The 25,839-nt window shown below is 59.4% G+C and carries 26 protein-coding genes; 11 read left to right on the top strand and 15 right to left on the bottom strand.

Annotation, left to right across the window (positions count from 1 at the left end):
• Positions 1-6: 6 nt before the first annotated feature.
• The 3 genes from PSH79_RS07250 to PSH79_RS07240 are packed head-to-tail and all read right to left on the bottom strand — an operon-like array spanning position 7 to position 3,309.
• Positions 7-1,011 carry a 4-hydroxythreonine-4-phosphate dehydrogenase PdxA gene (locus PSH79_RS07250; protein WP_305441928.1) on the bottom strand — a complete coding sequence of 335 codons (1,005 nt, stop codon included), beginning with the start codon at positions 1,009-1,011 and terminating at the stop codon, positions 7-9.
• Entirely contained in the window at positions 1,008-1,976 is a 969-nt protein-coding gene (locus PSH79_RS07245) for an amidohydrolase (RefSeq protein ID WP_305441927.1), read from the bottom strand. The genes PSH79_RS07250 and PSH79_RS07245 overlap by 4 nt, the downstream gene beginning before the upstream one ends.
• A complete protein-coding gene (locus PSH79_RS07240; protein ID WP_305441926.1) occupies positions 1,969-3,309 on the bottom strand; it encodes an MFS transporter in 1,341 nt (446 codons plus the stop codon). Before PSH79_RS07240 ends, PSH79_RS07245 begins: the two co-directional genes overlap by 8 nt.
• Before the next feature lie 378 nt (positions 3,310-3,687).
• Here PSH79_RS07240 and PSH79_RS07235 point away from each other — a divergent pair, with 378 nt between their 5' ends.
• The 4 genes from PSH79_RS07235 (at position 3,688) to PSH79_RS07220 (ending at position 7,823) form a co-directional block, all read left to right on the top strand.
• Positions 3,688-4,701, top strand: coding sequence for a tripartite tricarboxylate transporter substrate binding protein (locus tag PSH79_RS07235; RefSeq protein ID WP_305441925.1), 1,014 nt, complete (start codon positions 3,688-3,690; stop codon positions 4,699-4,701).
• Between the two features lie 53 nt (positions 4,702-4,754).
• Positions 4,755-5,288, top strand: a complete 534-nt coding sequence (locus PSH79_RS07230) for a tripartite tricarboxylate transporter TctB family protein (protein WP_305441924.1) — start codon at positions 4,755-4,757, stop codon at positions 5,286-5,288.
• Positions 5,285-6,814, top strand: a complete 1,530-nt coding sequence (locus PSH79_RS07225) for a tripartite tricarboxylate transporter permease (protein ID WP_305441923.1) — start codon at positions 5,285-5,287, stop codon at positions 6,812-6,814. The genes PSH79_RS07230 and PSH79_RS07225 overlap by 4 nt, the downstream gene beginning before the upstream one ends.
• A gap of 67 nt (positions 6,815-6,881) precedes the next feature.
• Entirely contained in the window at positions 6,882-7,823 is a 942-nt protein-coding gene (locus PSH79_RS07220; RefSeq protein ID WP_095187746.1) for a LysR family transcriptional regulator, read from the top strand.
• Between the two features lie 36 nt (positions 7,824-7,859).
• Here the strand turns inward: PSH79_RS07220 and PSH79_RS07215 are convergent, their stop codons facing one another.
• Entirely contained in the window at positions 7,860-8,723 is an 864-nt protein-coding gene (locus PSH79_RS07215) for a DMT family transporter (protein ID WP_305441922.1), read from the bottom strand.
• Positions 8,724-9,172: 449 nt separating this feature from the next.
• Between PSH79_RS07215 and PSH79_RS07210 the strand changes: the two genes are divergently transcribed.
• The gene (locus PSH79_RS07210) at positions 9,173-9,706 is read left to right on the top strand and encodes a hypothetical protein (protein WP_305441921.1); all 534 of its coding nucleotides are present in this window, start codon (positions 9,173-9,175) and stop codon (positions 9,704-9,706) included.
• Between the two features lie 48 nt (positions 9,707-9,754).
• Complete coding sequence (locus PSH79_RS07205) at positions 9,755-9,934, top strand: hypothetical protein (RefSeq protein WP_123536138.1); 180 nt, start codon at positions 9,755-9,757, stop codon at positions 9,932-9,934.
• Between the two features lie 43 nt (positions 9,935-9,977).
• Here the strand turns inward: PSH79_RS07205 and PSH79_RS07200 are convergent, their stop codons facing one another.
• Both PSH79_RS07200 and cysK read right to left on the bottom strand, forming a co-directional pair.
• Positions 9,978-10,916, bottom strand: coding sequence for an aspartyl/asparaginyl beta-hydroxylase domain-containing protein (locus PSH79_RS07200; protein WP_305441920.1), 939 nt, complete (start codon positions 10,914-10,916; stop codon positions 9,978-9,980).
• A gap of 185 nt (positions 10,917-11,101) precedes the next feature.
• Positions 11,102-12,076, bottom strand: coding sequence for a cysteine synthase A (gene cysK, locus PSH79_RS07195; protein WP_305441919.1), 975 nt, complete (start codon positions 12,074-12,076; stop codon positions 11,102-11,104).
• A 126-nt stretch (positions 12,077-12,202) separates the two neighbouring features.
• On the opposite strand from cysK, the gene PSH79_RS07190 reads away from it, so the two are divergent.
• Positions 12,203-13,276, top strand: coding sequence for a DUF748 domain-containing protein (locus PSH79_RS07190; RefSeq protein ID WP_305441918.1), 1,074 nt, complete (start codon positions 12,203-12,205; stop codon positions 13,274-13,276).
• On the opposite strand, the gene PSH79_RS07185 is transcribed toward PSH79_RS07190, so the two are convergent.
• Positions 13,236-13,532 (bottom strand): DUF2442 domain-containing protein, encoded by a 297-nt coding sequence (locus PSH79_RS07185; RefSeq protein ID WP_305441917.1) that lies wholly within the window; start codon positions 13,530-13,532, stop codon positions 13,236-13,238. The two genes, PSH79_RS07190 and PSH79_RS07185, sit on opposite strands and share 41 nt — an antisense overlap.
• Positions 13,533-13,822: 290 nt before the next feature.
• Between PSH79_RS07185 and PSH79_RS07180 the strand changes: the two genes are divergently transcribed.
• Both PSH79_RS07180 and PSH79_RS07175 read left to right on the top strand, forming a co-directional pair.
• Entirely contained in the window at positions 13,823-14,668 is an 846-nt protein-coding gene (locus PSH79_RS07180; protein ID WP_305441916.1) for a MoxR family ATPase, read from the top strand.
• Positions 14,669-14,680: 12 nt separating this feature from the next.
• On the top strand, positions 14,681-15,859 hold the full coding sequence (locus PSH79_RS07175) for a VWA domain-containing protein (RefSeq protein WP_305441915.1): 1,179 nt from the start codon (positions 14,681-14,683) through the stop codon (positions 15,857-15,859).
• A 70-nt stretch (positions 15,860-15,929) separates the two neighbouring features.
• Here PSH79_RS07175 and PSH79_RS07170 read toward each other — a convergent pair whose 3' ends face one another.
• From PSH79_RS07170 to PSH79_RS07150, 5 genes are all read right to left on the bottom strand, one after another.
• Positions 15,930-16,472: a hypothetical protein gene (locus tag PSH79_RS07170; protein WP_305441914.1), complete on the bottom strand. Its 543-nt coding sequence runs from the start codon at positions 16,470-16,472 to the stop codon at positions 15,930-15,932.
• Between the two features lie 118 nt (positions 16,473-16,590).
• Positions 16,591-17,508 (bottom strand): biotin-dependent carboxyltransferase family protein, encoded by a 918-nt coding sequence (locus PSH79_RS07165; protein WP_305441913.1) that lies wholly within the window; start codon positions 17,506-17,508, stop codon positions 16,591-16,593.
• Positions 17,505-18,209, bottom strand: a complete 705-nt coding sequence (pxpB, locus tag PSH79_RS07160) for a 5-oxoprolinase subunit PxpB (RefSeq protein WP_305441912.1) — start codon at positions 18,207-18,209, stop codon at positions 17,505-17,507. The genes PSH79_RS07165 and pxpB overlap by 4 nt, the downstream gene beginning before the upstream one ends.
• Complete coding sequence (locus PSH79_RS07155; protein WP_305441911.1) at positions 18,206-18,958, bottom strand: 5-oxoprolinase subunit PxpA; 753 nt, start codon at positions 18,956-18,958, stop codon at positions 18,206-18,208. The genes pxpB and PSH79_RS07155 overlap by 4 nt, the downstream gene beginning before the upstream one ends.
• A gap of 77 nt (positions 18,959-19,035) precedes the next feature.
• Positions 19,036-20,322, bottom strand: coding sequence for an MFS transporter (locus tag PSH79_RS07150; protein ID WP_305441910.1), 1,287 nt, complete (start codon positions 20,320-20,322; stop codon positions 19,036-19,038).
• Positions 20,323-20,480: 158 nt separating this feature from the next.
• Here PSH79_RS07150 and PSH79_RS07145 point away from each other — a divergent pair, with 158 nt between their 5' ends.
• Complete coding sequence (locus PSH79_RS07145) at positions 20,481-21,395, top strand: LysR family transcriptional regulator (RefSeq protein WP_305441909.1); 915 nt, start codon at positions 20,481-20,483, stop codon at positions 21,393-21,395.
• A gap of 143 nt (positions 21,396-21,538) precedes the next feature.
• On the opposite strand, the gene PSH79_RS07140 is transcribed toward PSH79_RS07145, so the two are convergent.
• Genes PSH79_RS07140 through PSH79_RS07130 form a run of 3 tightly spaced genes read right to left on the bottom strand, consistent with a single transcriptional unit; the run spans position 21,539 to position 23,384 of the window.
• Positions 21,539-22,081 (bottom strand): DUF2937 family protein, encoded by a 543-nt coding sequence (locus PSH79_RS07140; protein ID WP_305441908.1) that lies wholly within the window; start codon positions 22,079-22,081, stop codon positions 21,539-21,541.
• 12 nt (positions 22,082-22,093) lie between these two features.
• Positions 22,094-22,870, bottom strand: coding sequence for a class II glutamine amidotransferase (locus PSH79_RS07135; protein WP_305441907.1), 777 nt, complete (start codon positions 22,868-22,870; stop codon positions 22,094-22,096).
• Between the two features lie 16 nt (positions 22,871-22,886).
• Positions 22,887-23,384, bottom strand: a complete 498-nt coding sequence (locus PSH79_RS07130) for an MFS transporter (RefSeq protein WP_305441906.1) — start codon at positions 23,382-23,384, stop codon at positions 22,887-22,889.
• Positions 23,385-23,598: 214 nt separating this feature from the next.
• Here PSH79_RS07130 and PSH79_RS07125 point away from each other — a divergent pair, with 214 nt between their 5' ends.
• Positions 23,599-25,653, top strand: coding sequence for a S9 family peptidase (locus tag PSH79_RS07125; protein ID WP_305441905.1), 2,055 nt, complete (start codon positions 23,599-23,601; stop codon positions 25,651-25,653).
• The last annotated feature ends 186 nt before the right edge of the window (positions 25,654-25,839 follow it).

Below are 25,839 nucleotides of genomic sequence, written 5' to 3'. Positions count from 1 at the left end.
CGCAGATCAGTAGCTGTTGGCACCCATCCGGCAGGCAATCTCGAACGCCTGGCGAATCGCGCCGACGTTGGCCTTGCCCTGCCCCGCAATATCAAACGCGGTGCCATGGGCCGGGGTGGTGATCGGGATCGGCAGACCACCCTGCACCGTCACCCCACGGGAGAAGCCCATCAGTTTGATCGCGATCTGGCCCTGGTCGTGATACATGGTGACCACGGCATCAAATGCGCTGGCGTCGCCCTGCACCTTGAGGAAAATCGTGTCGCCCGGATAAGGCCCTTCCGCCGCGATGCCCTGAGCCTGAGCGGTGCGCACCGCCGGGCCGATAATGTCCAGCTCTTCGCGACCGAACGAGCCGTTGTCGCCGTTGTGCGGGTTGAGGCCACACACACCAATGCGCGGTTTCTCCAGGCCGTTGCGTTTGAGCGCGGTGTCGATCAGGCGGATCGCCTCACCCACCCGCTCCTGGCTGAGCAGCCCCGGCACATCGGCCAGCGCCACGTGAGAGGTCACTCGCGACGTCCACAGGTTGTCGAGCACGTTGAACTCGCAGAACGGCCCGTGGAAATCCAATAGTTCGGCGAACCAGTGCAGCTCGTCGCTGTGGGCCATGCCGGCCATGTGCAGCGAAGTTTTGTTCAGCGGCCCAAACAGCACCGCGTCGGTTTTGCCCGCCTGGGTCAGACGCAGGGCGATTTCCAGCGTATCGAGGCTGTAACGGCCGCCGATGGCGCTGGCTTCGCTGCGGGGAAACTCGCCTACCGTATCGCCGCGCATGTTGTAGAACAGTGGCGTGTCATCGGCAAAGTCCAGTTGTTCCAGCGACTCGATCCGGCGATAGGGAAACTCCACGCCGGCGATGCGCATGCCGCGCTGCATCTCGGCTTCATCGGCGATCAGAATCACCTGCGCCTGACTGCGCACCGCCGGCTCGCCGAGCAACCGCGCAATCAGTTCCGGGCCGATGCCCGCCGGGTCACCGAGTACCATGGCGATCGTGGTTTTGTTCATGCTTGACTCCTCAAAGGCTCAGACCCGGCCCGCTCAAGGACACCAGGTTCGCAGCGATAAACCCGCTGCGCGTTGCTGTAGAACAGACATTGCTGATCGGCCTGCGGCAGATCGGCGACGATGTGTTTGAAACCGCTGTAAATGCTGTCGAACGAGCCGCACAGGCTGTCGACCGGGAAGTTGCTGGCGAACATCGCCCGCGTGCTGCCGAACATGGCGATGATCTCGCGCACGATCCATGCGTTGTCGATGGCCCGCCACGCGCGGCCAGCCTGACCGAGGCCGGAAATCTTCACCTGTACGTTCGGGTACTCGGCCAGTCGCGCCATGGCTGTGCGCCAACCGGCCAGACCTTCGGCGCTGCGGTCACTGGGCAGGCCGGCGTGGTTGAGGATCAGCGTGGTGCCGGGGAAATCCCGGGCCAGTCGCTCGGCTTCCGGCAGGTTCCACCACGGTGTCTGCAAATCGAAGTGCAACCCCAAACCTTGCAGCGCGGCGTAACTGCGCCGCCAGTGCTCGTCGCTCATCAGGCTGCGCGAACGCCCGACTTGCGCAGGCGACGTCGGCCCGCCGGGTTTGTGCCGCACGCTGCGCACATGCTTGAAGCGCGCCTGCTCGGTGAGCACGTCAATGGCGTCCGGATGATCGAGCCACGCCTGAGCCACCACCGCGTTCGGCACACCATAACGGGCGGCCAGTTGTTCGATGAAACGGGTCTCGCCGATCGGGTCCTGCGGGTTCCATTCGGTCTCGATGTAGACGGTCTGCACCACTTGGTGCTGCGCCGCGTCGGCGAAGTAATCCTCGGGAAAATAGCGGCGCTTGATCGCGCTGTAATCGCCATAGCGAAACGGGACGTTGGCCTCGGGCGCAAGCCACGGGTGATCGTTGATTGCCGGATCCCAGAAGTGCTGATGGGCATCGATGATCGGGCCGTCCCACAGCGGGCGGTTCTGCTCAGTCATGGCGCACCTCGTCCAGTGCAATGAACAGCGTGGCCAGCACAAACACCGCCGAACACACTGCGAAGAAACCGAGTACCGGGGCGAACCCGCCGGTCATTTGCAGGATCACGCCGACCAGAATCGGCACAGTAATCCCGCCGACGCTGCCGGCCATGTTCATCACCCCGCCGATCAAGCCGACCCGCGCCGGTGCCGCGAGCAGCGCCGGGAAGCTCCAGTAGAGGCTGCCCCACATCAGGAAAAACGCGGTCATGGCCAACAGCGCCACCGCCGCAACAGGGTTGCTCAAGGTCGGCAGCAGCAGGAACGCGCCGAGCGCGATCAGCCCGGAAAACGCCAACAGACTCTTGACTGCCACACCACGGCTGACGCCTTTGCGGATCAGCCCGTCGCAGAGAAAACCACCGGTCAGCGAGCCGAGCGCGCCGCAGACAAAAATCACAAACGTGGCGAAACCAATGCCCTTGATATCGAAGCCGCGCGCCTGGGACAAATAGGTCGGCCCCCAAGTCAGCAGACCGAAATAGACCATCGCCCAACTGGCCCGCCCGAGCAGCAAACCACTGAGGGAACGTGCGGCAATGCCCAGGCCCTTGACCGGTGCCCGCGCCGCTTCGGCAGCAGGCGTGGCGCGGCCGGCGTTGATCTTTTCCAGCTCCGCCGCATTCACTTGCGGGTGGCAGGCTGGATCGTCGCGCAGATAACGCCAGGCCAGCCACGCCAACACCAAAGTGGCGATACCGGCGATCACGAACGCCAGGCGCCAGGAGTTCAGCGAAGCAATCAGGTAAGCGATGATCAAACCGCCCAGCGCCACGCCCAACGGGCTGCCACTGTCCATCAACACCGCGCCGCGACTGCGCTCCCCGGGGGCCAGCCACAGGGAAATCAGTTTGCCGCCGGACGGGAACAATGGCGCTTCCGCCGCACCGAGCGCGACCCGCGCAAACAGCAGCGACAGGCCACCGGTGGCGAATGCCGCCAACACCTGAAAGGTGCCCCACAAACCGGTTGACCAGGTGATGACCCGGCGCGGCCCGTAACGGTCGATCAGCCAGCCGCCGGGGATCTGCAACAACGCATAGGCCCAGAAGAAACTGCTGAGGATCAAGCCTTGCAGACTCGGCGACAGGGAAAATTCGGTAGCGATGGTCGGCATCGCAATCGACAACGACACGCGGTCGATCAGGTTGACCATGGTCAGGGCAAAGACAATCGCAAAGATCCGCCAGCGCACGTTGCTAGCCTTGTTGCTGGCGGTCAGCGCAGCCGCCGCTGCCGTCGGGAGGGCACCTGCGACAGGCAGGTGCAGGGAAGCACTGGGACGAGCCATGGTGCGTACCTCGTTTTATTATTTTTGTGGGTGTTGCCACGCCGCTGTTTCGCGGCATCCGGTGGGCACTATCGAAGGCCGTGCGATAACCGTCTAATCAAAACTTGAAATCAGGCGATAGCCTCGGGTTATGCCATGCCGATCTTTCATCAGGCTTACAACGCCAGCCATGACGATGAATGTGCGCCTAAAACGCTCTGCTTCAAAGTCTGCCCCACGTTTGGGTGATTGATCGGCGCCCGAGCGATAACCCCAGGCTATCGGTGTATGTTTTGTTTTGAGTAGACGCCGCCGTCATACCTTCCCACACTCAGGCCAGGCTTGCGGCTTTCGAGCGCAGACAAGTCACTCATAACAACTACAAGAATGAGGCCTCCCATGCGTACTGCATTCGTCCGTCGCACCTCCCGTCTGCTGCTGGGTTCTGCCCTGCTCGCGGCCGGTGTCATCCCCTCCCTCGCCTACGCCTGGCAACCGGACAAGAACGTCGAGATCGTTGTTGCCGGCGGCCCCGGTGGCGGCACCGACCAGCTCGGTCGCCTGATCCAGTCGATCATCACCACCCACAAGTTTCTTGAGGTCAACACCATCGTCCTCAACAAGGGCGGCGGCAACGGCGCCGAAGCGTTCCTCGACCTGAAAATGAACAAGGGCGATCCGGAAAAACTGGTGATCGGCACCAACAACATCTACCTGCTGCCGCTGGTGTCCAAGCTCGGCTATCAATGGCAGGAACTGACCCCGGTGGCCGCCGTTGCCGAGGATGACTTCATTCTCTGGAGCTACAAAGACGCACCCTGGAAAGACGCCAAGGGCTTCTATGAGGCGGTGAAAACTGACCCGTCGAAACTGCGCATGGGCGGCAGCCAGTCCAAGGACGTCGACCAGACCCTGACCCTGCTGCTCAATCAGACCAACAACAGCAAACTGGTGTACATCCCGTTCAAGAGCGGCAGCGAAGCCGCCACGCAACTGGCCGGCAAGCACATCGCCGCCAACGTCAACAATCCCAGCGAAAGCATCAGCCAATGGCGTGGCGATCAGATCGAGCCGCTGTGCGTGTTCAGTAAAGAGCGCATGGCCTACACCGAAAAAGTCGCTGGCGACAAATCCTGGGCGGATGTACCGACCTGCCACGAGCAGGGCCTGGGTATCGATCAATATCGCTTCCCGCGCACCGTCTTCATGCCGGGCGATGTCACCGCCGAACAGCGCGGGTTCTATGTCGAGCTGATGCGCAAAGTCACCCAGACCCCCGAGTTTCAGGCCTACGTGAAACAGAACGCGCTGGTGCCGACCTTCCTCGAAGGCGAGCCGCTGACCGCGTACATCGAGCAAGACACCGCTCGTGTCACGCCGGTGTTCAAGGAAGCCGGCTGGCTGAAAAACTGAGGTCGTCCACGGCCGCCCGATAAGGTGCGGCCGTCACCTGCTGGAGGTGTTTCATGTCCCATTCTTCGGATTTACCGGCGCTGGTCAGCACCCGTTGGGTCGAACTCGGCCTGACCCTGTTCACCACGCTGATTGGCGCAGTGGTGATGTACGGCAGCCTTGAACAAGGCATCGGCTGGGGTGACGCCGGCCCTGAGCCGGGTTACTTCCCCTTCTACATCGGCCTGATGCTCAGTGGCGCGAGCGTGGCCAACGGCATTCTGACCGTGGTGCGCTGGCAGGCCATGAGCATTGCGTTCGTCAGCCGCAGCGCGTTTCGGCAAGTGTTTTCGGTGTTCCTGCCGATCGCCCTGTTCGTCGCGGCCATGCCATTCACCGGTATTTACGTGGCCTCGGCGGCGTTCATTGCCTGGTTCATGTGGCGCGACAAAGTACGCGTAAAACCCTATGGCAAATGGATGATCGGCAGCGTCTCGCTCGGCGCGGTGCTCGCCAGTTATCTGATCTTCGCGCTGTGGTTCAAGGTGCCGCTGGATGCCGGCCCGATGGGCGACTGGATCGCCCTCGCCGGGAGAAACTTCAAATGAGCGAATTCGATTCCCTGATGCAAGGCATGAACCTGATCATGACCCCGGGCCACATCGGTCTGATGGTGATCGGCGTGCTGCTGGGCATTCTGGTCGGTGTGTTGCCCGGCCTCGGCGCCCCCAACGGCGTTGCGTTGCTGCTGCCTCTGACCTTCACCATGTCGCCGGTGTCGGCGATTATCCTGTTGTCGTGCATGTATTGGGGGGCGTTGTTCGGCGGGTCGATCACCTCGATTCTGTTCAACATCCCCGGTGAGCCGTCATCGGTGGCGACCACCTTCGACGGCTACCCGATGGCCCGTGAAGGCCGCGCCGCCGAAGCCCTCACCGCCGCGTTCAGTTCGGCGCTGATCGGCGCACTGGCCGGCGTGTTGTTGCTGACGTTCCTGTCGACCAAGATCGCCGCGTTCGCCATGTCCTTCAGCTCACCGGAATTCTTTGCGGTATACCTGTTGGCCTTCTGCACGTTCATTGGCATGAGCAAGAACCCACCACTGAAAACCGTGGTGGCGATGATGATCGGTTTCGCCATGGCGGCCGTCGGCATGGACACCGTGTCCGGCAACCTGCGCCTGACCTTCGACCAACCCGCGTTGATGACCGGGATCAGCTTCGAAGTGGCGGTGATCGGACTGTTCGGCATCGGTGAAATCCTCTGCACGGTGGAAGAAGGTCTGGTGTTTCGCGGCGAACATGCGCGCATCACACCGATGGTAATCCTGCGTACCTGGGCAAAACTGCCGCGTTACTGGCTGACCATTGTGCGCAGCACGTTGGTCGGTTGCTGGATGGGCATCACTCCCGGTGGGCCGACGGCGGCTTCGTTCATGAGCTACAGCCTGGCGCGGCGTTTTTCGAAGAATCGCGACAACTTCGGTAAAGGTGAACTGGAAGGCGTGATCGCTCCGGAAACCGCCGACCACTCCGCCGGCACCAGCGCATTGCTGCCGATGCTGACCCTGGGCATTCCCGGTTCGGCCACCGCAGCGGTGATGCTCGGCGGCTTGATGATCTGGGGTCTGCACCCTGGCCCTACCCTGTTCGTCGAGCAGCACGATTTTGTCTGGGGCCTGATCGCCAGCATGTACCTGGGCAACGTGGTGAGCCTGATCGTGGTGTTGGCCACCGTGCCGTTGTTCGCCTCGATCCTGCGCATTCCGTTCTCGATCATCGCGCCGATCATCATCATGGTCTGTGCCATCGGTGCCTACTCGGTGCACAACTCGTTCGTCGATGTGGTGCTGATGCTCGGCTTCGGCGCCCTGGGTTATCTGTTCAAGAAACTCGGCTACCCGATCGCGCCGCTGGTGCTTGCGGCAGTGCTGGGCGACAAGGCTGAAGATGCGTTCCGCCAATCGATGCTGTTCTCCGACGGACACTTGGGGATCTTCTGGTCCAACCCGTTGGTGGGCTGCCTGACCACGGCGGCGTTGCTGATGCTGTTCTGGCCGTTGATCTCCAAGGCGCTGCAAGTCATGGTCGGTTTGCGCAAGCCTTCTGCGGCCAAGCCAAAATCGGTGCTGTGACACAGGACTGGCACTGCCTGACATTTGTTGTCAGGCTGGCCACCTGTCTTTTTCGCGAGCACGGCCCATGACCCGAATTCCTGATGCCAACGTGATCCACAGCCGCCTGCGTCTGCGCCAGTTGCGGCTGATGCTGGCGTTGCAGGAATTCGGCTCGCTGCGCCGCGCCGCCGACCACATCGGCATGACTCAACCGGCGGCGACCAAAATGCTGCACGAGGCCGAAGATTTGCTCGGCGTCGAACTGTTCGAGCGCCTGCCCCGAGGCATGCGCTCGACGCCCTTCGGCGAGACGGTGATCTATTACGCGCGCATGGTCTTCGCCGAACTCAGCGGCATGCGTGAAGAATTGGTGGCGCTGGAGTCGGGCAATCTCGGACGGGTTGCGGTCGGGGCGATTCCGGCGCTGGCCTCGGGGTTGCTGACGCGGACTATCGCGACCTTGAAGCAAAGCCATCCACGGTTATCAATGAGCATTCAGGTCGACACCAGCGACGTGCTCGTGCAAGCGCTGCTACAGGATCAACTGGACATCGTGCTGGGGCGAATTCCCGCCGGAGCGCGGGCCGAAGAATTGCTCTTCGACAGTCTCGGCGAAGAAGCCTTGTGCGTGATTGCCGGCGCGCAGAACCCGCTGGCGAAAGAGAAAAACCTCAGCTGGGCAGAATTGCAAAACATGACCTGGGTGCTGCAACAGCAACCGAGTCCGATGCGCGCGATCATCAATCAGGTGTTCCACAACGCCCGGGTCGACATCCCCAGCAGCATCGTCGAAACCACCTCGATCATGACCTTGCTGTCATTGATCCAGCAGACCGACATGCTCGGCGTAACGCCGGTGTCGGTGGTCGAGGACTATCCCGGTCGAGACCTGCTGGCGGTGCTGCCGATCAAGTTTGAAGCGCGATTGCCACCGTTCGGTCTGATTACCCGACGCCACCGTATTCAGTCCTCGGCGATGCAGGCGTTCATGAATTCGGTGCGGGCCGAGCATGCGTTGAGCAAATGAAAAAGGCCCGGAGACAGGCTCCGGGCCTTTTGCGGTTTACACTGTTTTACGGAAGACGAATGCCAGACCGACGATGATCAGCAGCATGCCCAAGACGCTGAGAGCGGCGAGACGATTACCGAAAATCAGGTAGTCCATCACCGCCGTCACCGCCGGCACCAGATAAAACAGGCTGGTGACATTCACCAGATTGCCCCGCGCGATCAGCCGATACAGCAACAGCGTCGCCAGCACCGAGACCACCAGCCCCATCCACAACACCGGCACGATGAAACCCGCGCTGTGCTCGAAATAAAACGGCTGGAACGGCACGAAGATCCCACACAACAACAGTCCGGCCAGATACTGCACCGGCAGCGTGCCGAGAGGATTGTCGGTGATGCGCTTCTGCATGATTGAACCAAGGGTCATGCTCGCCAGCGCCAGCAAACCGAACAGCATCCCCGCCCACGACATCCCGGCCAGACCGATCCCCTGATACACCACCATGATCAGACCGGCCAACCCTAGTGCCAGCCCGAACATCCGGCTGGCCGAGCGCTGCCGCTCCATCAACACCACCGTGAGAATCGGTTGCACGCCCATGATGGTCGCCATCACCCCCGGGGTGACTTTGGTGTTGAGGGCCAGCAGATAGAAAATCTGATACGCCCCCAACAACACCACACCCGTGGCAATCGCAAACAGCATCGGCCTGCCGCCCTTGGGCAACTTCAGCTTGAGCAACGGAATCAGCAGCACCAACCCGCACAGGGCAATGGCAAAGCGAATCAGCAGAAAGGCAAACGGTGACGCGTGGGCCAAGCCCCATTTGGAGAAAATCGCCCCACTGCTCCACAGTAGAACGAACAGGCTCGTGGACGTCGCCGCGAGCGCAGACTTTTTCGAAAGGACAAACATGAATACCACCTGTAGTCAGGCAAATAGCCAACTCAGCCGAAGCTGAAATTCAGTAGGTTTTTCCGGCGGGCACAGGGGTCAGCAGAAACTGCCGATCAGCCCGAAACGCCAACGCCCGGCGGTGATACGACTGCGCACACCGGCGTGCTACTGACAGGTGGGGGGTAATGACTGATCTGCCCGGGCTGCTGATTCCCGCACGGCACGACGCCAGCGCTGACCGCTGAATCGACTACCGCGTTGATGAGGGATGCAGGCATTTGGGCTGATCTTTTTTGAAGGATTTTGAACGTGAGTCGTCTGGCTCACGAGCGCCGACTATAACCAGCGTGGGACATGGATTGCAACGACTTGGGCAAAGGGCCGGTAGCGACAGGCTGAAGGGCGGTGGATAGGCTGATCGGCAAGAGCAATGCCCAACGACGGAGACATGGAATGCAAGAGATCACATGCCAAGGGAACGGACGTATTTGCGGTATCAGTTATACAGGTCGCAAGCCAGGAAACTGGCGAGTACTACGTTTGCAAGACTAAAAGATGATTTGGCGCAGAAAGGCATCGCAGATGTCGATCATTCCAGAGTTCGTTTCGAAGCAATCGATGCACGGGCGTTGAGCGCCTATGAAAAGTGGCTTGATCCTCATTTCTCCTGGCAGGAAGTTGTCAGGTGGAAGACCAGAGAGCCATTGGGCTTCGATTTGGCCATCTGGTTTGATCAGGAACTGTGCGGACTCTGCTTTGCGAACCCTGATCAGAGTCGATTGAGAGTGAAGATTGTGCGTCTGGAGGGCAAGGCAGGAAACGATCACCCGCTCAAGAGCCGCGTCGCGACGTTTGCATTGACCGCCGTTACTCACTTCGCGCGAATCATAGGCAGCAAACAAATTGAAATTCAGGAGCCTCTACCGGGGGTCATCTCTCTTTACCAGCAACTGGGCTTTGAGTTCGATTCAGAGGGTCGGCTTGTGAAGCTTATTGACTAAGACTAGTATCGGGCAACTGCTCATTTAATGATCAACGCCGGAGACACCATGAAAGCTGTCGTTGAAAACAAGGCCTCAGACGCCAAATCAACAAAGGCCAATAGAAAGCGGTCTTCTGGAGAGTTGTCTGAAAAGGAGTTGCAGCGAATCAGGGAGGCATTGGCAAATCCAGCCGTTGAGGAGCCAGGTGGTATTCTCGCGGGCGCCTCTTTCGCATTCCCATCATGAAAAAACCGCTCACAAGGAGCGGTTTTTCATTTCTGGTTAGACCTCAACCAAACAGCCAATACCCGAGCAACGTCAAGACCACCACCGCCAACACCGGCCGCAGCACACGGTAGGCTTTCGGATGACGGCGTTTCCACTGTTTGACCACACCGCTGAACTTGTCACTGAAGTTCTTGCTCCAGGCGTAGGCCTGGTTGATCCCGCCGACGCGTTCATCGTCAAGATTCTGTGGCGCAGTCGCGCGACCGAGCCAGCCACTGATGAAACGGTTGATGCGGGTCATCAAAGGGTTGCTCAGCGGACGTTCGATGTCGCAGAACAGGATGACACGGGTCTTGTCGGTTTCGTTCTTGACCCAATGCACATAGGTCTCGTCGAACATCACGTCTTCACCGTCGCGCCAGGCGTAGACCTGACCATCGACGAAGATCCGGCAGTCGTCGGAGTTCGGTGTCGACAGACCGAGGTGATAGCGCAGGGAACCGGCAAACGGATCGCGGTGCGGATTGAGGTGGCTGCCGCCCGGCAGCAGCGCGAACATCGCGCCTTTGACATTCGGAATGGCACTGACCAGCGCCACGGTTTTCGGGCACAGGGTTTCGGCCGACGGTAGCGGTTTGTCGTACCACTTGAGATAGAAACGCTTCCAGCCCTTCTTGAAGAAGGAACCGAAACCCGCGTCGTTGTTCTTCTCGGCGGCGCGGATGTAACCCTCGTCGAACAGGTGCATGGCTTCGTCGCGGATGGTTTCCCAGTTATCGCGCAGCACATCCAGCTCCGGGAATTTGCTGCGATCCAGGTACGGCTTGGACGGTACAGCGGAGAACAGGTACATCAAGGCGTTGTAGGGGGCGAACAGCGCCGAGTGGTTGACGAACTGACGCAATACCGGCAAACGCGCCTTGCCGCGCAAATGCACATAGAGCGTGCTGCCCAGAAACAGCAGCAACACCGAAGCCTTGGCGGCAAACGAAAAGGTCATCAACAACTCCTTGGAATAAAGACAACGCTGCGCAACGCCCTTTACCCGGCATGGCAGCCGGCCATGATAAACACTCCTGGCCCGGGGCAAAACCCGTTCAACCCAAGATTCAGTGTTAAGAATTGCGCAACAAAGCATTTATTAACATAAGCATCCTAAACTTGGGCTGACCTGAATCAACTCGATTACTGCTGGTTCTCCTGCTCGGTGAAGAGATCGCTGAACAGCATGCTCGACAGATAACGCTCACCGGAGTCCGGCAGAATCACCACGATGGTCTTGCCCTGCATCTCAGGCGTTTCGGCCAAACGCACCGCGACTGCCATTGCCGCCCCGCAGGAAATGCCGCACAAGATGCCTTCTTCCTGCATCAGGCGCAGGGCCATGGCTTTAGACTCCTCGTCGGTCACTTGCTCTACCCGGTCGACCATCGACATATCAAGGTTTTTCGGCACGAAACCTGCGCCGATGCCCTGAATCTTGTGCGGGCTCGGTTTGATCTCTTCGCCGGCCCGTGCCTGGGTAATCACTGGCGACGAGGCCGGCTCCACGGCCACCGAAAGAATCGGTTTACCCTGGGTATTCTTGATATACCGCGAAACGCCAGTGATGGTTCCGCCGGTGCCGACCCCTGCGACCAACACATCCACGGCGCCATCGGTGTCATTCCAGATTTCCGGGCCGGTGGTTTTTTCGTGAATGGCCGGGTTGGCCGGGTTATCGAACTGCGCCGGCATGAAGTATTTGTCCGCATCGCTGGCAACAATCTCGGCGGCCTTCTCGATCGCGCCTTTCATGCCCTTGGCCGGCTCGGTCAGCACCAGTTCGGCGCCCAGTGCCTTGAGCACTTTACGGCGTTCGATACTCATCGACGCGGGCATGGTCAGCATCAATTTGTAGCCACGAGCGGCCGCCACGAAGGCCAGGCCGATGCCGGTATTGCCCGAAGTCGGCTCGACGATGGTCATGCCCGGCTTGAGTTTGCCGCTGCTTTCGGCGTCCCAGATCATGTTGGCGCCGATACGGCACTTGACCGAATAACCGGGGTTGCGCCCTTCGATCTTGGCCAGAATGGTCACGCCACGCGGCGCGATGCGGTTGATCTGCACCAGCGGCGTGTTGCCGATGGAATGGGCGTTGTCAGCAAAAATACGGCTCATGGCTGGGTCCTTATGCAGCATTGAATTCAGCGCCCAAGGTATGCCTGTTGCCCATCACAGTCCAGTCGAGTCGAACGTCTGCGGCGGCAGGCAGTCAACCGGTTACATCGTTCGGGAATTGTCGCCATGAAGCGTCGTTACAGCTGGCCGTTAGGGATCTTCGCGGGGATTGTCGTGCTGTTGATTGCACTGCACATCGCCCTGCCGTACATGGTGCGCGACTATCTGAACGGCAAACTGGCGAACATGGGTGATTACCGTGGACAGATCACCGATGTCGACCTGGCGTGGTGGCGCGGTGCTTACAAGATCAACGGCCTGAAAATCGTCAAGGTCGACGGCAAAGTGCCTGTGCCTTTCGTCAATGCGCCGCTGATTGATCTGTCTGTGAGCTGGCATTCGCTCTGGTACGACCATGCCGTGGTGGCGGAGGTGCAGTTCATCAACCCCGAAGTGAACTTCGTCGATGGTGGCAATAAACAGAACTCCCAGACAGGTAAAGGCACCAACTGGCGTGAGCAATTGGGCAAATTGCTACCGATCACCCTCGACGAAGTACAGATTCACGACGGCAAAATAAGCTTTCGCAACTTCAATTCCAAACCACCCGTAAACATGAACGCCACTAACGTCGACGCGAGCATTTACAACCTGACCAACGTTGTCGACAAGGAAGGCAAACGCGACGCTCGCTTCGAAGGCAAGGCCCTGCTGCTCGGCCACGCACCGCTGGAAACCAGTGCCACATTCGATCCGCTGAGTAACTTCGAAGACTTCCAGTTCCGCCTCCGCGCCCGCGATATCGAACTCAAGCGCATGAACGACTTTGCCTCGGCCTACGGCAAGTTCGACTTCAACGCCGGCCACGGCGATGTAGTGATCGAAGCCCAAGCGAAAAAAGCCCAGGTCAGCGGCTACATCAAGCCGCTGCTGCGCGATGTCGAAGTATTCAACTGGCAGCAAGACGTGGAAAACCAGAACAAGAGCATCTTCCGCTCTGTCTGGGAAGCACTGGTGGGCGGCACGGAAACCGTGCTGAAGAATCAGGCCAAAAACCAGTTCGCCACCAAAGTCGAGCTCAGCGGCAACGTGCATCAGCAAAATATCAGCGCGTTCGAAGCGTTTTTGCAGATTTTGCGCAATGGATTCGTACAGGCATTCAATGCGCGGTATGAGCGGCCGAAGCCGGATGCGGGTTAGGGTTCATTTCTGGAAAAGCGTCCAGATATTGAGTATCGGCGCCAATCTGAATATCCGGGGCGGGCCATTCAACAGTCCAACCTTTATCGCCCAAGATGGCAGTCGCAAAGACTTGGGGATCAAGCAAGGCCTGCAACTGTTTATACGTTTGAATATCTCGACTCAAATCGAGTGTCAGCGCTCGACCATCAACAAAGCAGAGTGCAAGCCGGCTATCAGAGAGCGCAGTAACTGCCGCCAAGCGTGGTCGTTTCATGGATAGCATCAATTCAGCGCCTCCGGGCAGATGGGGACTGCTTCGCAGCCCAGCGGGAGCAAGCTCCCTCGCCACAGATTCAGTGGACATCCTGAAGGCTATCGCCAAATCGGCGATGCCTGAATGCTGTCCAAGCGCCGAGACTGAGTCAACATGTGACGCTCCATTCAGAGACTGAATAAGCCGTCTGCGTTCACAGTCGACCGGGCCGCGCGTTATAGTCGGGGCATCCGATTATTTCGCCCCCGCCCTGCCCGTTCAGGTCGGCGTTACCGTTCGAGGATTAGCAGATGAAGTTCGAAGGCACCCAGGCCTACGTTGCCACCGATGACCTGAAGCTGGCGGTCAACGCCGCCATCACTCTGGAGCGACCGCTGCTGGTCAAGGGCGAACCGGGCACCGGCAAGACCATGCTCGCCGAGCAACTGGCCGAATCGTTCAACGCCAAGTTGATCACCTGGCACATCAAGTCCACCACCAAGGCGCATCAGGGTCTGTATGAGTACGACGCTGTCAGCCGTCTGCGTGACTCGCAACTGGGTACGGAAAAGGTTCACGACGTTCGCAACTACCTTAAAAAGGGCAAACTCTGGGAGGCTTTCGAGTCCGAAGAGCGGGTCATTCTGCTGATCGACGAAATCGACAAGGCCGACATCGAGTTCCCTAATGACCTGCTGCAAGAACTCGACAAGATGGAGTTCTACGTTTACGAAATCGACGAGACCATCAAGGCCAAGAAGCGTCCGATCATCATCATTACCTCCAACAACGAGAAAGAGCTGCCGGACGCCTTCCTGCGCCGCTGCTTCTTCCACTACATCGCCTTCCCAGACCGCAACACTCTGCAAAAAATCGTCGATGTTCACTATCCGGACATCAAGAAAGATCTGGTCAGCGAAGCGCTGGACGTGTTCTTCGACGTACGCAAAGTACCTGGTTTGAAAAAGAAGCCGTCGACCTCGGAACTGGTCGATTGGCTGAAGCTGCTGATGGCCGACAACATTGGCGAAGCGGTGCTACGCGAACGCGATCCGACCAAAGCGATTCCGCCGCTGGCCGGTGCGTTGGTGAAGAACGAACAGGACGTGCAATTGCTTGAGCGCCTGGCGTTCATGAGCCGTCGCGGCACCCGCTAAGAGGCTGATGCCATGTTGCTCAACCTGTTCAATGAAATGCGTGCAGCCAAGGTACCCGTGTCCGTGCGCGAACTGCTTGACCTGATCAACGCGCTGAAACAGCGGGTGACCTTCGCCGACATGGACGAGTTCTACTACTTGTCGCGGGCGATTCTGGTGAAGGACGAACGGCATTTCGACAAGTTTGACCGTGCGTTCGGCGCGTACTTCAATGGTCTGGAAAAACTCGACGATCATCTTCAGGCGCTGATTCCCGAAGACTGGCTGCGCAAGGAGTTCGAACGCTCGTTGAGCGACGAAGAACGCGCGCAGATCCAGTCCCTCGGCGGTCTGGACAAGCTGATCGAAGAGTTCAAGAAGCGTCTGGAAGAACAGAAGGAACGCCACGCCGGCGGCAATAAATGGATCGGCACCGGCGGCACCAGTCCGTTCGGTTCCGGCGGCTTCAACCCGGAAGGCATTCGGGTCGGCGATGCCGGCAAGCGTCAGGGTAAAGCGGTAAAAGTCTGGGATCAGCGCGAGTACAAGAACCTCGACGATTCCGTCGAACTGGGCACGCGGAACATCAAGGTTGCCCTGCGTCGTTTGCGTAAATTCGCCCGTCAGGGCGCCGCGGAAGAGCTGGATATCGACGGCACCATCGACCACACCGCCAAAGATGCCGGACTGCTGAACATCCAGATGCGCCCGGAACGGCGCAACACGGTGAAGCTGTTGTTGCTGTTCGACATCGGCGGCTCGATGGATGCGCATGTGAAGATCTGCGAAGAATTGTTCTCGGCCTGCAAGACCGAGTTCAAGCATCTGGAGTACTTCTACTTCCACAACTTCATTTATGAATCGGTGTGGAAGAACAACATGCGCCGCACCTCCGAGCGCTTCTCCACTCAGGATCTGCTGCACAAGTACGGCGCCGACTACAAAGTGATCTTTATCGGCGACGCCGCCATGGCGCCTTATGAAATCACCCAGGCCGGCGGCAGCGTCGAACACTGGAACGAAGAGCCGGGTTATCTGTGGATGCAACGCTTCATGGAGAAATACAAAAAGCTCATCTGGATCAATCCGTACCCGAAAGATACGTGGGGCTATACCTCGTCGACCAACATCGTGCGGGACTTGATCGAAGATCAGATGTATCCACTGACGTTGCGTGGCTTGGAAGAAGGCATGCGGTTTTTGTCGAAGTAACAATATTCGACGCCCTGAAAGGCGACAGCCTCAACACTGTCGCCTTTTATTGCATCAAGCCAGGACTCTTTTACCAGTTCAACGCGATATAGGCTTTGCAAAGCCTGTTCATAAAACCGGTGTCCTGTACCTCTGGGTGTGCAGAACCTGGATTTTCCTTGCTTCGCCTTTTTTTGCCCTGCGTAATTGCTTCGGCCCCGCGTAGCTCCAGCTCCGCCCTACTCGCCCTTTCAACGTCTGTTTCAGGACTTAGGGTTACCTCGTTTTTAACTTGGCCATCTTCTGTCAAAAAACGGAACCTCACCTTTGTTGCGACACCCTCCGTGGTGTGCTCCTCGGCAATAAGCTCCATGGATTTGCCGTTCTGATTGCCGCGATGGTTCCAGTCAAACATACGCTTCACATCGACTTTGGCACTGGACATGAATCGTTCGATCCGACCAACGAGCTCTTCGCCGTTGTCTGTGCTCAGCTTCTGCACACTTCCAAAGCGATCTATTTTTGCCTCATAAACAGCGTCAACTTCGGCAGATTCATAAAATCCGATAATACGGTTTTCGACACTGATTCCACCTTCGACGCCCTCCTGAGCAACGACTTTCATATAACGCATCTGTAACTTCCTTGTGTGAGATGAGGACCAATAGTTCCACACGCTCCAGGGAAGTGATGTAGGGCAATGTACTTAAACGCAAGGAAGTATCTCGAGCTTCAGTCCGAAACAATCAAAGTCATAAGTAGGATTTCAGATAGTTGATGTGTTTTCTCCAGCCAGCCTCTTGCATTACTGGAGTGAATTGCACCTTTGCACCCGGCAGATACTGCGCCAGGCTGGCCAACGCCAACGGCGTTAACGCCCCCAACCGTGGATACCCACCAATCGTTTGCCGATCATTGAGCAACACAATCGGCTGCCCGTCCGGTGGCACCTGTACCGCGCCGAGCGGAATACCCTCGGAAATCATCGGCTGCCCCTGGTATTGCAAAGGCTTGCCCAGCAAGCGAATGCCCATGCGATCAGCTCGACTGTCCAGCGTCCAGGCGCTGTTGAACACATCAAACAGACTCTGCCCGCTGAACTGGCCAATCTGCGCCCCGAGCACCAGATCCAGCGGCGCATTCAGTCGAAGATTCGGGCGATGCTCCATTGGCACTTCCCGAACCAGAAAGGTTTCACCCTGATAGCTCAACGTCGCGCCTTTGGCCAACGGCAGGCCCATGCCATAGAGCCCTCCGAGTTCCTCGCGCACGACGGTTGCGCTGCTGCCCAGAACCTTCGGTGCGACAAAACCACCGGGCGCTGCCAGATAAGCACGGGCGCCAAGCAGTGGTTGAGTGAATTTCAACGTCTGCCCTTTGAGCAATTTGAAACTGCGCCACGGCGCCAATGGCTGGTCATCAATGTGCGCGCCGAGATCTGCCCCGCCCAGCGCCAGCAGGCAATCTTCTTCGGCCACCACAGCAAAGCCGCCGAGGGTAATTTCGATCACCGGCAGATCCAGACCGTTGCCCAGTAGCCAATTGGCCCAGCTCATCGAACGCCAGTCCGCCGCGCCGCCCTGGGTCACGCCCAGATGCCGCACGCCAAACCGCCCGGCGTCCTGCAACAGGCACAGCGGCGTACTCGCTTCAATCGTCAGTCGGCTCATGCCAGCGCCTCCAGCGGTGTGTCGTCGCCACCCAGATGAATGAACTCGGCGTGGCTCACCGCTTCGAAGCGCACAGTGTCGCCAGGTTGCATCAGGCTGTAGCCGTCGCGATGGCGATCAAACAGTTTCGCCGGGGTGCGCCCGATCAGGTTCCAGCCGCCCGGGGAGACCACGGGATACGCGGCGGTTTGCCGTTCGGCAATGCCGACGCTGCCGGCGGCGACTTTCTTGCGCGGGGTGTTCAGGCGTGGCGCGGCCAAGACTTCTTCGACCAGTCCCATGAAGGCAAAACCCGGGGCAAAACCGAGGGCGAATACCTGATACTCGCGGGCACTGTGACGGCGGATGACCTCTTCTACCGCCAATCCACTGCGTTGGGCCAACAGGCTCAATTCGGGGCCAACGCTCAGGTCGTACCAGACCGGCAGCACATGGCATTGACCGCCAGCCTGCGCATTTGGCGAAAGATCAATCAACGCCTCAGCGATCAATTCCCGGGCCTGATTCGGGCTCAAAACGGTCAAGTCGTAATGCACCATCAACGTTGTATAGGACGGCACCAGATCAATCAGTTGCGCGCCGAACACCGCGCGTAACCGCTCACTGGCAGCGAGCATCCACGGCATGTTGGCCTCGGCGATTTCGTCGAACAGACGCAGCATCAGACAGTCCAGCGCCACGACTTCAATCCGTGGATTCATGACGCGCGCTGCTGATCGAGGGCCTCACGGATGCGCTGCACAGCGGCTACCGAGCTGGCATTGTCGCCGTGGACGCAAAGGGTGTTGGCTTGCAGGTGCAAGGCGCTGCCATCGCTGGCGATGAGGCTGTCGCCACGGGCAATGGTCAGCGCTTGCTCGATGATTTTTTCCGGCTCGTGATGCACCGCGCCCGGCAGTTGCCGCGAGACCAGGCGGCCGGCGCTGTCGTAGGCACGGTCGGCGAAGGCTTCAAACCACAGGGTTATACCGTACTCGTCCCCTAGTTGCTGCGCCGCCGAGTTGTCGCGGGTGGCCATCAACATCAACGGCAACGTACGGTCGTAAACAGCCACTGCCTGAATCACTGCGCGCAACTGCGCCGGGGTGGCCATCATGTCGTTGTACATCGCGCCGTGGGGTTTGACGTAGCTGACTCTTGCACCTTGAGCGCGACAGATGCCATCGAGGGCGCCGATCTGGTAATGCAAGATGTCTTGCAGCTCTTGTGCGGAATACGCCATTGAGCGCCGGCCGAATCCGACAAGATCCTGATAGGCCGGGTGCGCGCCGATCTGCACGCCGTGGCTCAGGGCCAGACTGACGGTTTTGCGCATGATGCCCGGGTCGCCGGCGTGGAAGCCGCAGGCCACGTTGGCGCAATCGATGAAGGGCATGACCTCGGCATCCAGACCCATGGTCCAACTGCCGAAACTCTCGCCAATGTCGCAATTCAATAACAGGCGGCTCACGGTAAACACTCCTGTAGCTTTTTATCTTTCTATCCGTAGGACATCGCCCCTTGGGCAATGCCTCCGCAGGTTATCAGTTACTGCGCGTCGAGTTGCTTGCCACGGGTTTCCGGCAGGCTCAACGCCGCGATAATCACCACGCCGTAAGACACCGCAGCAAATGCACCAATGCCCACGCTCAACGGTACTTTCTGGCTGAGCAGGCCGATCAACAGCGGAAACAGCGCCGCCAGCGCCCGACCGATGTTGTAGCAGAAGCCTTGGCCGGAGCCGCGAATCCGCGTTGGGAACAACTCGGTGAGAAACGCGCCCATACCGCTGAAAATCCCCGAGGCGAAGAAGCCTAACGGAAAGCCCAGCCAGAGCATCACGCCATTACTGACCGGCAATTGGGTGTAGAGCAGAACGATGGTGAACGAGCCGACCGCGAACAGGATGAAGTTCTTTTTGCGGCCCAACAGGTCGGTGAGATAGGCACTGATCACGTAACCGACATAGGAACCGACAATCACCATCGCCAGGTAACCGCCGGTGCCGAGCACGCTCAAGCCCCGTTCGTTTTTCAGGAAGGTCGGCAGCCACGAGGTGATCGCGTAGTAGCCGCCGAGCGCGCCGGTGGTCAGCAGCGAGGCGCGAAAAGTGGTGAAGAGCATGCCGGGCGCGAAAATCTCATAGAACTTCGCCGCATTTTCCGGGGTTTGCGCAGCCTTGGCTTCGCGATAGATCTCCGGGTCTTTCACCAGTCGACGCACGAAGATCACAAAAATCGCCGGCACGATGCCGAGGATGAACAGCGCTCGCCAGGCGTCTTCCGGCGGCATGATCGAGAACAGCAGCGCATACAGAATCGCCGTCAGCCCCCAGCCCAGAGCCCAACCGGATTGCACCATGCCGACCGCTTTGCCGCGATCCTTCGCCCGGATCACTTCGCCGATCAGCACTGCGCCGGCAGTCCATTCGCCACCGAAACCGAAGCCCATCAGGGTGCGGGCGATCAACAACTGCTCGTAGTTTTGCGCGAAACCGCAGAGGAAGGTGAAGAAGGCGAACCACAACACCGTCAGTTGCAAAGTGCGCACACGGCCGATGCGATCGGAGAGTATTCCGGCGACCCAACCGCCAATGGCCGAGGCGATCAGCGTGCTGGTGTGAATCAGCCCGGCTTCGCCCGTGGTGATGCCCCACATCGCAATCAGGGTCGGCACCACAAAACTGAGCATCTGCGTGTCCATGCCGTCCAGACCGTAGCCGATCTTGCAGCTCCAGAACGTGCGACGCTCCTGCTTGTTGATGTTGCGATACCAGTCGAACGGTCCGGGGCGGGCCGTGGTCTTGGCGAGGTCGAGGGTGTCGGGCGCACTCATGGCAAGTCTCCGCAGGCTTTTATTGGTCTTGTTCGTAGTCCCGACGACGCCTATCGTGGGAACCGGATGCGCCGATTTTTGGGCGCCCCGCCCTGCTGCGTCCAACGAATAAAAACCCGCCTTAGGCATAAGAAAAATTTGTCACCCGAGCCTTGCCCATGAACCTGAAGTTTCTCGAGACCTTTGTCTGGGTCGCCCGGCTGAAGAGTTTTCGCCTGACCGCCGACAAGCTGTTCACCACCCAGGCGTCAATCTCCAGCCGTATTGCGGTGCTTGAAGGCGAGCTTGGGGTGAAGCTGTTTCTGCGTGATTCACGCGGTGTCAGCCTGACACCAGAAGGCTTGAAAGTGCTGGACTATGCCGAGCAGATGCTCGACACCATGAGCGCGCTCAAGCAATCGATCGAGACCCGTTCAAGCAAGGTGGGCCGGGTGCGTATCGGGGTCATGGACACGGTGATTCACACCTGGCTCAGCCCGTTGGTGGCGCAAATGACCGACCTGTATCCGCGGGTTGAAATAGAGCTGGTGGCGGATACCTCGCTGAACCTCTGCGATCAGCTGCAAAAAGGCTTTCTCGATCTGATTTTGCAAACCGATCTGGTGCGCCATGAAAGCGTGCGCAGCCTGGAACTGGCCAGCCATCCACTGGGCTGGATCGTCGCCAGCAACTCGATCTACAACCGCGACTACGCCGACCTCGCCGAACTGGCGCAGGAACGCATCGTCACCTACTCGAAAAACTCCCGGCCGCACCAGGACCTATTGGCCCTGATGCAGGCCAACGGCGTGTTGGCGCCGCGTTTGAATTGCGTGAATTCAGTGTCGGCGATTACCCGGTTATTGCGTGATGGATTTGGCATTGGTGTGCTGCCGCCAGTGCTGGTGGCCGAGGAACTGGCGCGGGGTGAACTGACCCTGCTCGCCATTGATCAGCGGCCACCGAATCTGCAAGTGGTGGTGTCGTGGCGGGTGGGTGTGGAGTGGGTCGAGGAGATTGTGACGTTGTGTCAGCAGGTGCTGGAGGGGTATGCGGGCAAGGTGGGCATGGATTACATCACCCTCACTGACTGACGCCGGATGGCGAGGGGATTTATCCCCGATGGGCTGCGCAGCCGCCCCGGAACCTGCAGAACCAGGTTTATCTGACACACCATTGGGGGCCGCTTCGCGCCCCATCGGGGATAAATCCCCTCGCCACAGGTGATCGCGTGGCCTTACAAGCCGCGGACGTCGCGGTCTTCGATCGGCCGGCTCTGGCGCAACCGCTTGCCGCCCAGCACTACCCAGTCGATCAGACGGAACAGGCACTCGATGCCGAACGACAGCAACAGTGCGCCGCTCATGCCCCAGATCATCGCTTCCGGAGTCAGCAGGATCTGATAGCTGTAGCCGTTCCAGGTTTCCTTGCGGATGTCCGGGTCGGCGGCCAGCACCACTTGCAGGAAGCGGATGTACCACGGCCCCTGCATGGCCTGGAACTGTTTATCCAGGGCCAACTGACGATTGAGCATCGTGCTCAGGCTATCGGCATCGCTGCGAAACACCGGGTCTTCACTGGCGCGATAATGCGCGACCAAGGCCTGCATATCGCCCTTGAAAAACTGCTCGGCGGTGCCCTGGAAACCACGCAGACCCGTCTGCGCCTCGATCAGATGCGCCTCGACGCGTTTCGCGTAATCATTGATGAACCCCGGCACCTGGACACCGATCAACAGGCCCGCCGCAAACAACACCAGCCGTAGATAACTGAGCAACATGGGGTGCAATCCTTATTCGGTCTTGCCCTGACTGACGCATTCGCCGCGTCGCCACAGGCTCCATTGGCCCGGTTCGTAGCGGGTCCAGGTTTCGTTTTCGGTCAACGGTTCGGTGGCAATCACTGTCACCACGTCGTTGGGCGTGGTTTCGGCCTGGAAATCGACGATCACATCGACATCCTTGAGCCGCGCCGGGCCGAACGGTGCGCGCCGGGTGATCTGCGCCAGTTTGGTCGAGCAATAGCAGAACAGCCAGTCACCATCGCTTAGAAGGCAGTTGAACACGCCTTTGCTGCGGTATTCGGCGCACGCGTCGACCAGATCCGGCAGCAGCGCTTCTATATCGACCGGTTCCGGAAAGGCTGCACGTACGCGGTTGAGCAAATCGCAGAACGCCGCTTCGCTGTCAGTATCGCCGACCGGGCGGTAGAAACTTTTGATCGGCGTGAAGTCGGCGAGTTGACCGTTGTGCGCGAAGCACCAGTTGCGCCCCCACAGTTCGCGCACGAACGGGTGGGTATTGGACAGGCAGACCTTGCCGACGTTGGCCTGGCGGATGTGGCCAATGACCACTTCGCTCTTGATCGGGTAACGCTGCACCAGATTGGCGACTTCCGACTCGCTGCTCGCCGCCGGATCCTGAAACAGCCGCAGGCCACGGCCCTCATAAAAGGCGATGCCCCATCCGTCACGGTGCGGGCCGGTGCGGCCGCCGCGCTGCATCAGCCCGGTGAAGCTGAACACAATATCGGTCGGCACGTTGGCACTCATGCCCAGTAATTCACACATGTGCGGACTCTCGGGATTACAGACGCGGCTCGACCCGCATGCGCTGCGGATTGTTCGGCACTGGCGGGCGGCCATAACGGTCATCACCAGCACCACCGAACGGCTGATCATCGTCGCGTTCATCGGCGCGGGCCGCGGCTTTGGCAGCCTCGGCCTGTTCACGGCGAGCCTTGGAGGCACGTTCGATCGGGAAACGGATCAGCACGTAAATCAGGTAGATGCCAAAGGCGATCATGCCGTACATGAACAGATCGGAGACCGCGCGCCAGGCGTTGTTGCCGACCTTGAACGCCAGATCCAGTGCGGTGATGGCAATGGCCGGAGCGACTTTTTCCTTCACTGGGTCAACGATGGTCGGACTGAACAGCAACACCACCATCAACACGCGCAGCGGCTCGCGCAGCCAGCGCCACATCCAGGTGGTCATGCGCATCCATACCAACAGGCAGCCTACAGCGGCAAAGGCGTAGAGGCCCCAGGCGATCAGATAGTCGTTCTCGGTCATGGTGTCCATGGCAAGGCAGGCAAAGAGGCGCTTATAGTAACGACTTTTCGCCCGCCAGGCTTGTCCCAATCTGTGGGAGCCAGCCTGCTGGCGATGAGGCCGGCACATTCGACATTCAATTTGTCTGACCGTCCGCCATCGCCAGCAGGCTGGCTCCCACAGGATCTGCAGCGACATCGAGAACCGCGAAAACCTTATTCAAAACATTGTCCGAGAGCCTTTCATGCCCGAATCCGCCAACGTCATCAGTGCCCCGATTGCCCACAAGGCGGCCGGCGCCGACCCGTATGCCTGGCTGCAAGAGCGCGACACCGATGCGGTGCTCGACTACCTCAAAGCCGAAAACGCTTACCAGCAAGCGTACACCGCCGATCAAGCCGAGTTGCGCGAAACCCTCTTTGAAGAGATCAAGGGCCGCATCCTCGAAACCGACCTGTCGCTGCCCTCGCCGTGGGGGCCGTACCTGTACTACACGCGCACCACGGCGGGCGACGAATATGCCCGGCATTACCGCTGCCCGCGTCCGGCGGACGACAGCCTGACCCTCGACGAAAGCCGCGAACAACTGCTGCTCGACCCGAATGTGCTGGCCAATGGCGGCTTCTTCTCGCTGGGCGCCTTCAGCATCAGCCCCGATCACCAGCGCCTGGCCTACAGCGTCGATGCCTCGGGCGATGAGATTTACACGCTGTTCGTCAAGGAGCTGTCCAACGACAAGGTCAGCGAACTGGAATTCGAGGACTGCGACGGCAGCATGACCTGGGCCAACGACAGCCTGACCCTGTTCTTCGGCGTGCTCGACGACACCCACCGCCCGCACAAATTGTTCCGTTATCGCCTAGACGGCACGGCTGCCGAAGAAGTCTTCCACGAGCCGGATGGGCGTTTCTTCCTGCATTGCTACCGCTCCAGCTCGGAACAGCAATTGCTGCTGTCGCTGGGCAGCAAGACCACCAGCGAAGTCTGGGCACTGGACGCCAACCAGCCGCATCTGCCCTTCACCTGCCTGGCGGCGCGCAGAGAAGATCACGAATACGATGTCGATCACGGCTTGCTTGATGGCGCGTGGACGTGGTTCATCCGCACCAATCGCGACGGTATCAACTACGCCCTGTATCAGGTGCCGGACACTGGCGTCGCGCCGACTGAGGCCGATTGGCAGAACCTGATCCCTCACAGCGACACCGTGATGCTCGATGGCGTGAGCCTCAACACCGAGGCCATGACCCTGAGCCTGCGCGAAGGTGGCCTGCCGATTATTGAAGTTCACCCACACGGTCTGGCGCCTTATCGCGTGCAATTGCCGGACGCGGCCTACAGCCTCTATGTGCAAAACAGCCTTGAGTTTGAAAGCGATCGCATTCGCCTGCGCTACGAGGCACTCAATCGCCCGGCGCAGGTACGCCAGCTGATCCTCGCCAGCGGCGAGCAAACCGTGCTGAAAGAAACCCCGGTGCTCGGCCCGTTCGATGCTGACGCTTACGTCAGTCAGCGCTTGTGGGCGACAGCGCCGGACGGCACGCAGGTGCCCATCAGCCTGGTGATGAAACGCGAAATGGTCGGCAAACCGGTGCCGCTGTACCTGTACGGTTACGGTGCTTACGGTTCGAGCCTCGACCCATGGTTTTCCCATGCACGCCTGAGCTTGCTCGATCGCGGCATGGCCTTCGCCATCGCCCACGTGCGCGGCGGCGGTGAGCTGGGCGAAGCCTGGTATCGCGCCGGCAAACAGGAACACAAGCACAACACCTTCAGCGACTTTATCGCCTGCGCTGAGTTTTTGATCCTCAACGGCATCACCACGGCTGAAAAACTGGCGATCAGCGGCGGCAGCGCCGGTGGTTTGTTGATTGGTGCAGTGCTCAACCAGCGCCCGGATCTGTTTGGCGTGGCGATTGCTGAAGTGCCGTTCGTCGATGTGCTCAACACCATGCTCGACCCGGAACTGCCGCTGACCATCACCGAATACGACGAGTGGGGCAACCCTCAGGAGCCGGACGTCTACGAGCGGATCAAGGCCTATGCGCCTTACGAAAACGTAACAGCGCAGGCGTATCCCGCGACGCTGGTGATCGCCGGCTACAACGACAGCCGCGTGCAGTACTGGGAAGCAGCCAAATGGGTTGCGAAGTTGCGGGCGGCGAAAACCGACGACAACGTGCTGCTGCTCAAGACTGAACTGGGCGCCGGGCATGGCGGGATGAGCGGGCGTTATCAGGGATTACGTGACGTAGCGCTCGAATATGCATTTGTGTTCAAGGTTTTGGGCCTGGCCTGAGGAACTCCGTCGGTCACTTGGGTCTTAACTCAAGACCCAAGAGGCCGATACCTACAGTTCCATGTAGGAGCTGCCGAAGGCTGCGATCTTTTGATTTTGATTTTCAGACAGGCAAGATCAAAAGATCGCAGCCTTCGGCAGCTCCTACACTGGAACCGTGTAGCGCCTGGAATCAGTGAACATAAA

Source organism: Pseudomonas sp. FP2196 (assembly GCF_030687715.1).
In the GTDB taxonomy this organism is placed as follows: Bacteria; Pseudomonadota; Gammaproteobacteria; order Pseudomonadales; family Pseudomonadaceae; genus Aquipseudomonas.
Note: the sequence above shows the minus strand (reverse complement) of the source record. Positions and strands in the feature narration are given on the sequence as shown.

Bases quoted from the DNA above. Each gene is read 5' to 3' on its own strand.
- PSH79_RS07250 (WP_305441928.1), bottom strand. From the start codon at position 1,011: ATGAACAAAACCACGATCGCCATGGTACTCGGTGACCCGGCGGGCATC.
- PSH79_RS07245 (WP_305441927.1), bottom strand. From the start codon at position 1,976: ATGACTGAGCAGAACCGCCCGCTGTGGGACGGCCCGATCATCGATGCC.
- PSH79_RS07240 (WP_305441926.1), bottom strand. From the start codon at position 3,309: ATGGCTCGTCCCAGTGCTTCCCTGCACCTGCCTGTCGCAGGTGCCCTC.
- PSH79_RS07235 (WP_305441925.1), top strand. From the start codon at position 3,688: ATGCGTACTGCATTCGTCCGTCGCACCTCCCGTCTGCTGCTGGGTTCT.
- PSH79_RS07230 (WP_305441924.1), top strand. From the start codon at position 4,755: ATGTCCCATTCTTCGGATTTACCGGCGCTGGTCAGCACCCGTTGGGTC.
- PSH79_RS07225 (WP_305441923.1), top strand. From the start codon at position 5,285: ATGAGCGAATTCGATTCCCTGATGCAAGGCATGAACCTGATCATGACC.
- PSH79_RS07220 (WP_095187746.1), top strand. From the start codon at position 6,882: ATGACCCGAATTCCTGATGCCAACGTGATCCACAGCCGCCTGCGTCTG.
- PSH79_RS07215 (WP_305441922.1), bottom strand. From the start codon at position 8,723: ATGTTTGTCCTTTCGAAAAAGTCTGCGCTCGCGGCGACGTCCACGAGC.
- PSH79_RS07210 (WP_305441921.1), top strand. From the start codon at position 9,173: ATGCCAAGGGAACGGACGTATTTGCGGTATCAGTTATACAGGTCGCAA.
- PSH79_RS07205 (WP_123536138.1), top strand. From the start codon at position 9,755: ATGAAAGCTGTCGTTGAAAACAAGGCCTCAGACGCCAAATCAACAAAG.
- PSH79_RS07200 (WP_305441920.1), bottom strand. From the start codon at position 10,916: ATGACCTTTTCGTTTGCCGCCAAGGCTTCGGTGTTGCTGCTGTTTCTG.
- cysK (WP_305441919.1), bottom strand. From the start codon at position 12,076: ATGAGCCGTATTTTTGCTGACAACGCCCATTCCATCGGCAACACGCCG.
- PSH79_RS07190 (WP_305441918.1), top strand. From the start codon at position 12,203: ATGAAGCGTCGTTACAGCTGGCCGTTAGGGATCTTCGCGGGGATTGTC.
- PSH79_RS07185 (WP_305441917.1), bottom strand. From the start codon at position 13,532: ATGAAACGACCACGCTTGGCGGCAGTTACTGCGCTCTCTGATAGCCGG.
- PSH79_RS07180 (WP_305441916.1), top strand. From the start codon at position 13,823: ATGAAGTTCGAAGGCACCCAGGCCTACGTTGCCACCGATGACCTGAAG.
- PSH79_RS07175 (WP_305441915.1), top strand. From the start codon at position 14,681: ATGTTGCTCAACCTGTTCAATGAAATGCGTGCAGCCAAGGTACCCGTG.
- PSH79_RS07170 (WP_305441914.1), bottom strand. From the start codon at position 16,472: ATGCGTTATATGAAAGTCGTTGCTCAGGAGGGCGTCGAAGGTGGAATC.
- PSH79_RS07165 (WP_305441913.1), bottom strand. From the start codon at position 17,508: ATGAGCCGACTGACGATTGAAGCGAGTACGCCGCTGTGCCTGTTGCAG.
- pxpB (WP_305441912.1), bottom strand. From the start codon at position 18,209: ATGAATCCACGGATTGAAGTCGTGGCGCTGGACTGTCTGATGCTGCGT.
- PSH79_RS07150 (WP_305441910.1), bottom strand. From the start codon at position 20,322: ATGAGTGCGCCCGACACCCTCGACCTCGCCAAGACCACGGCCCGCCCC.
- PSH79_RS07145 (WP_305441909.1), top strand. From the start codon at position 20,481: ATGAACCTGAAGTTTCTCGAGACCTTTGTCTGGGTCGCCCGGCTGAAG.
- PSH79_RS07140 (WP_305441908.1), bottom strand. From the start codon at position 22,081: ATGTTGCTCAGTTATCTACGGCTGGTGTTGTTTGCGGCGGGCCTGTTG.
- PSH79_RS07135 (WP_305441907.1), bottom strand. From the start codon at position 22,870: ATGTGTGAATTACTGGGCATGAGTGCCAACGTGCCGACCGATATTGTG.
- PSH79_RS07130 (WP_305441906.1), bottom strand. From the start codon at position 23,384: ATGGACACCATGACCGAGAACGACTATCTGATCGCCTGGGGCCTCTAC.
- PSH79_RS07125 (WP_305441905.1), top strand. From the start codon at position 23,599: ATGCCCGAATCCGCCAACGTCATCAGTGCCCCGATTGCCCACAAGGCG.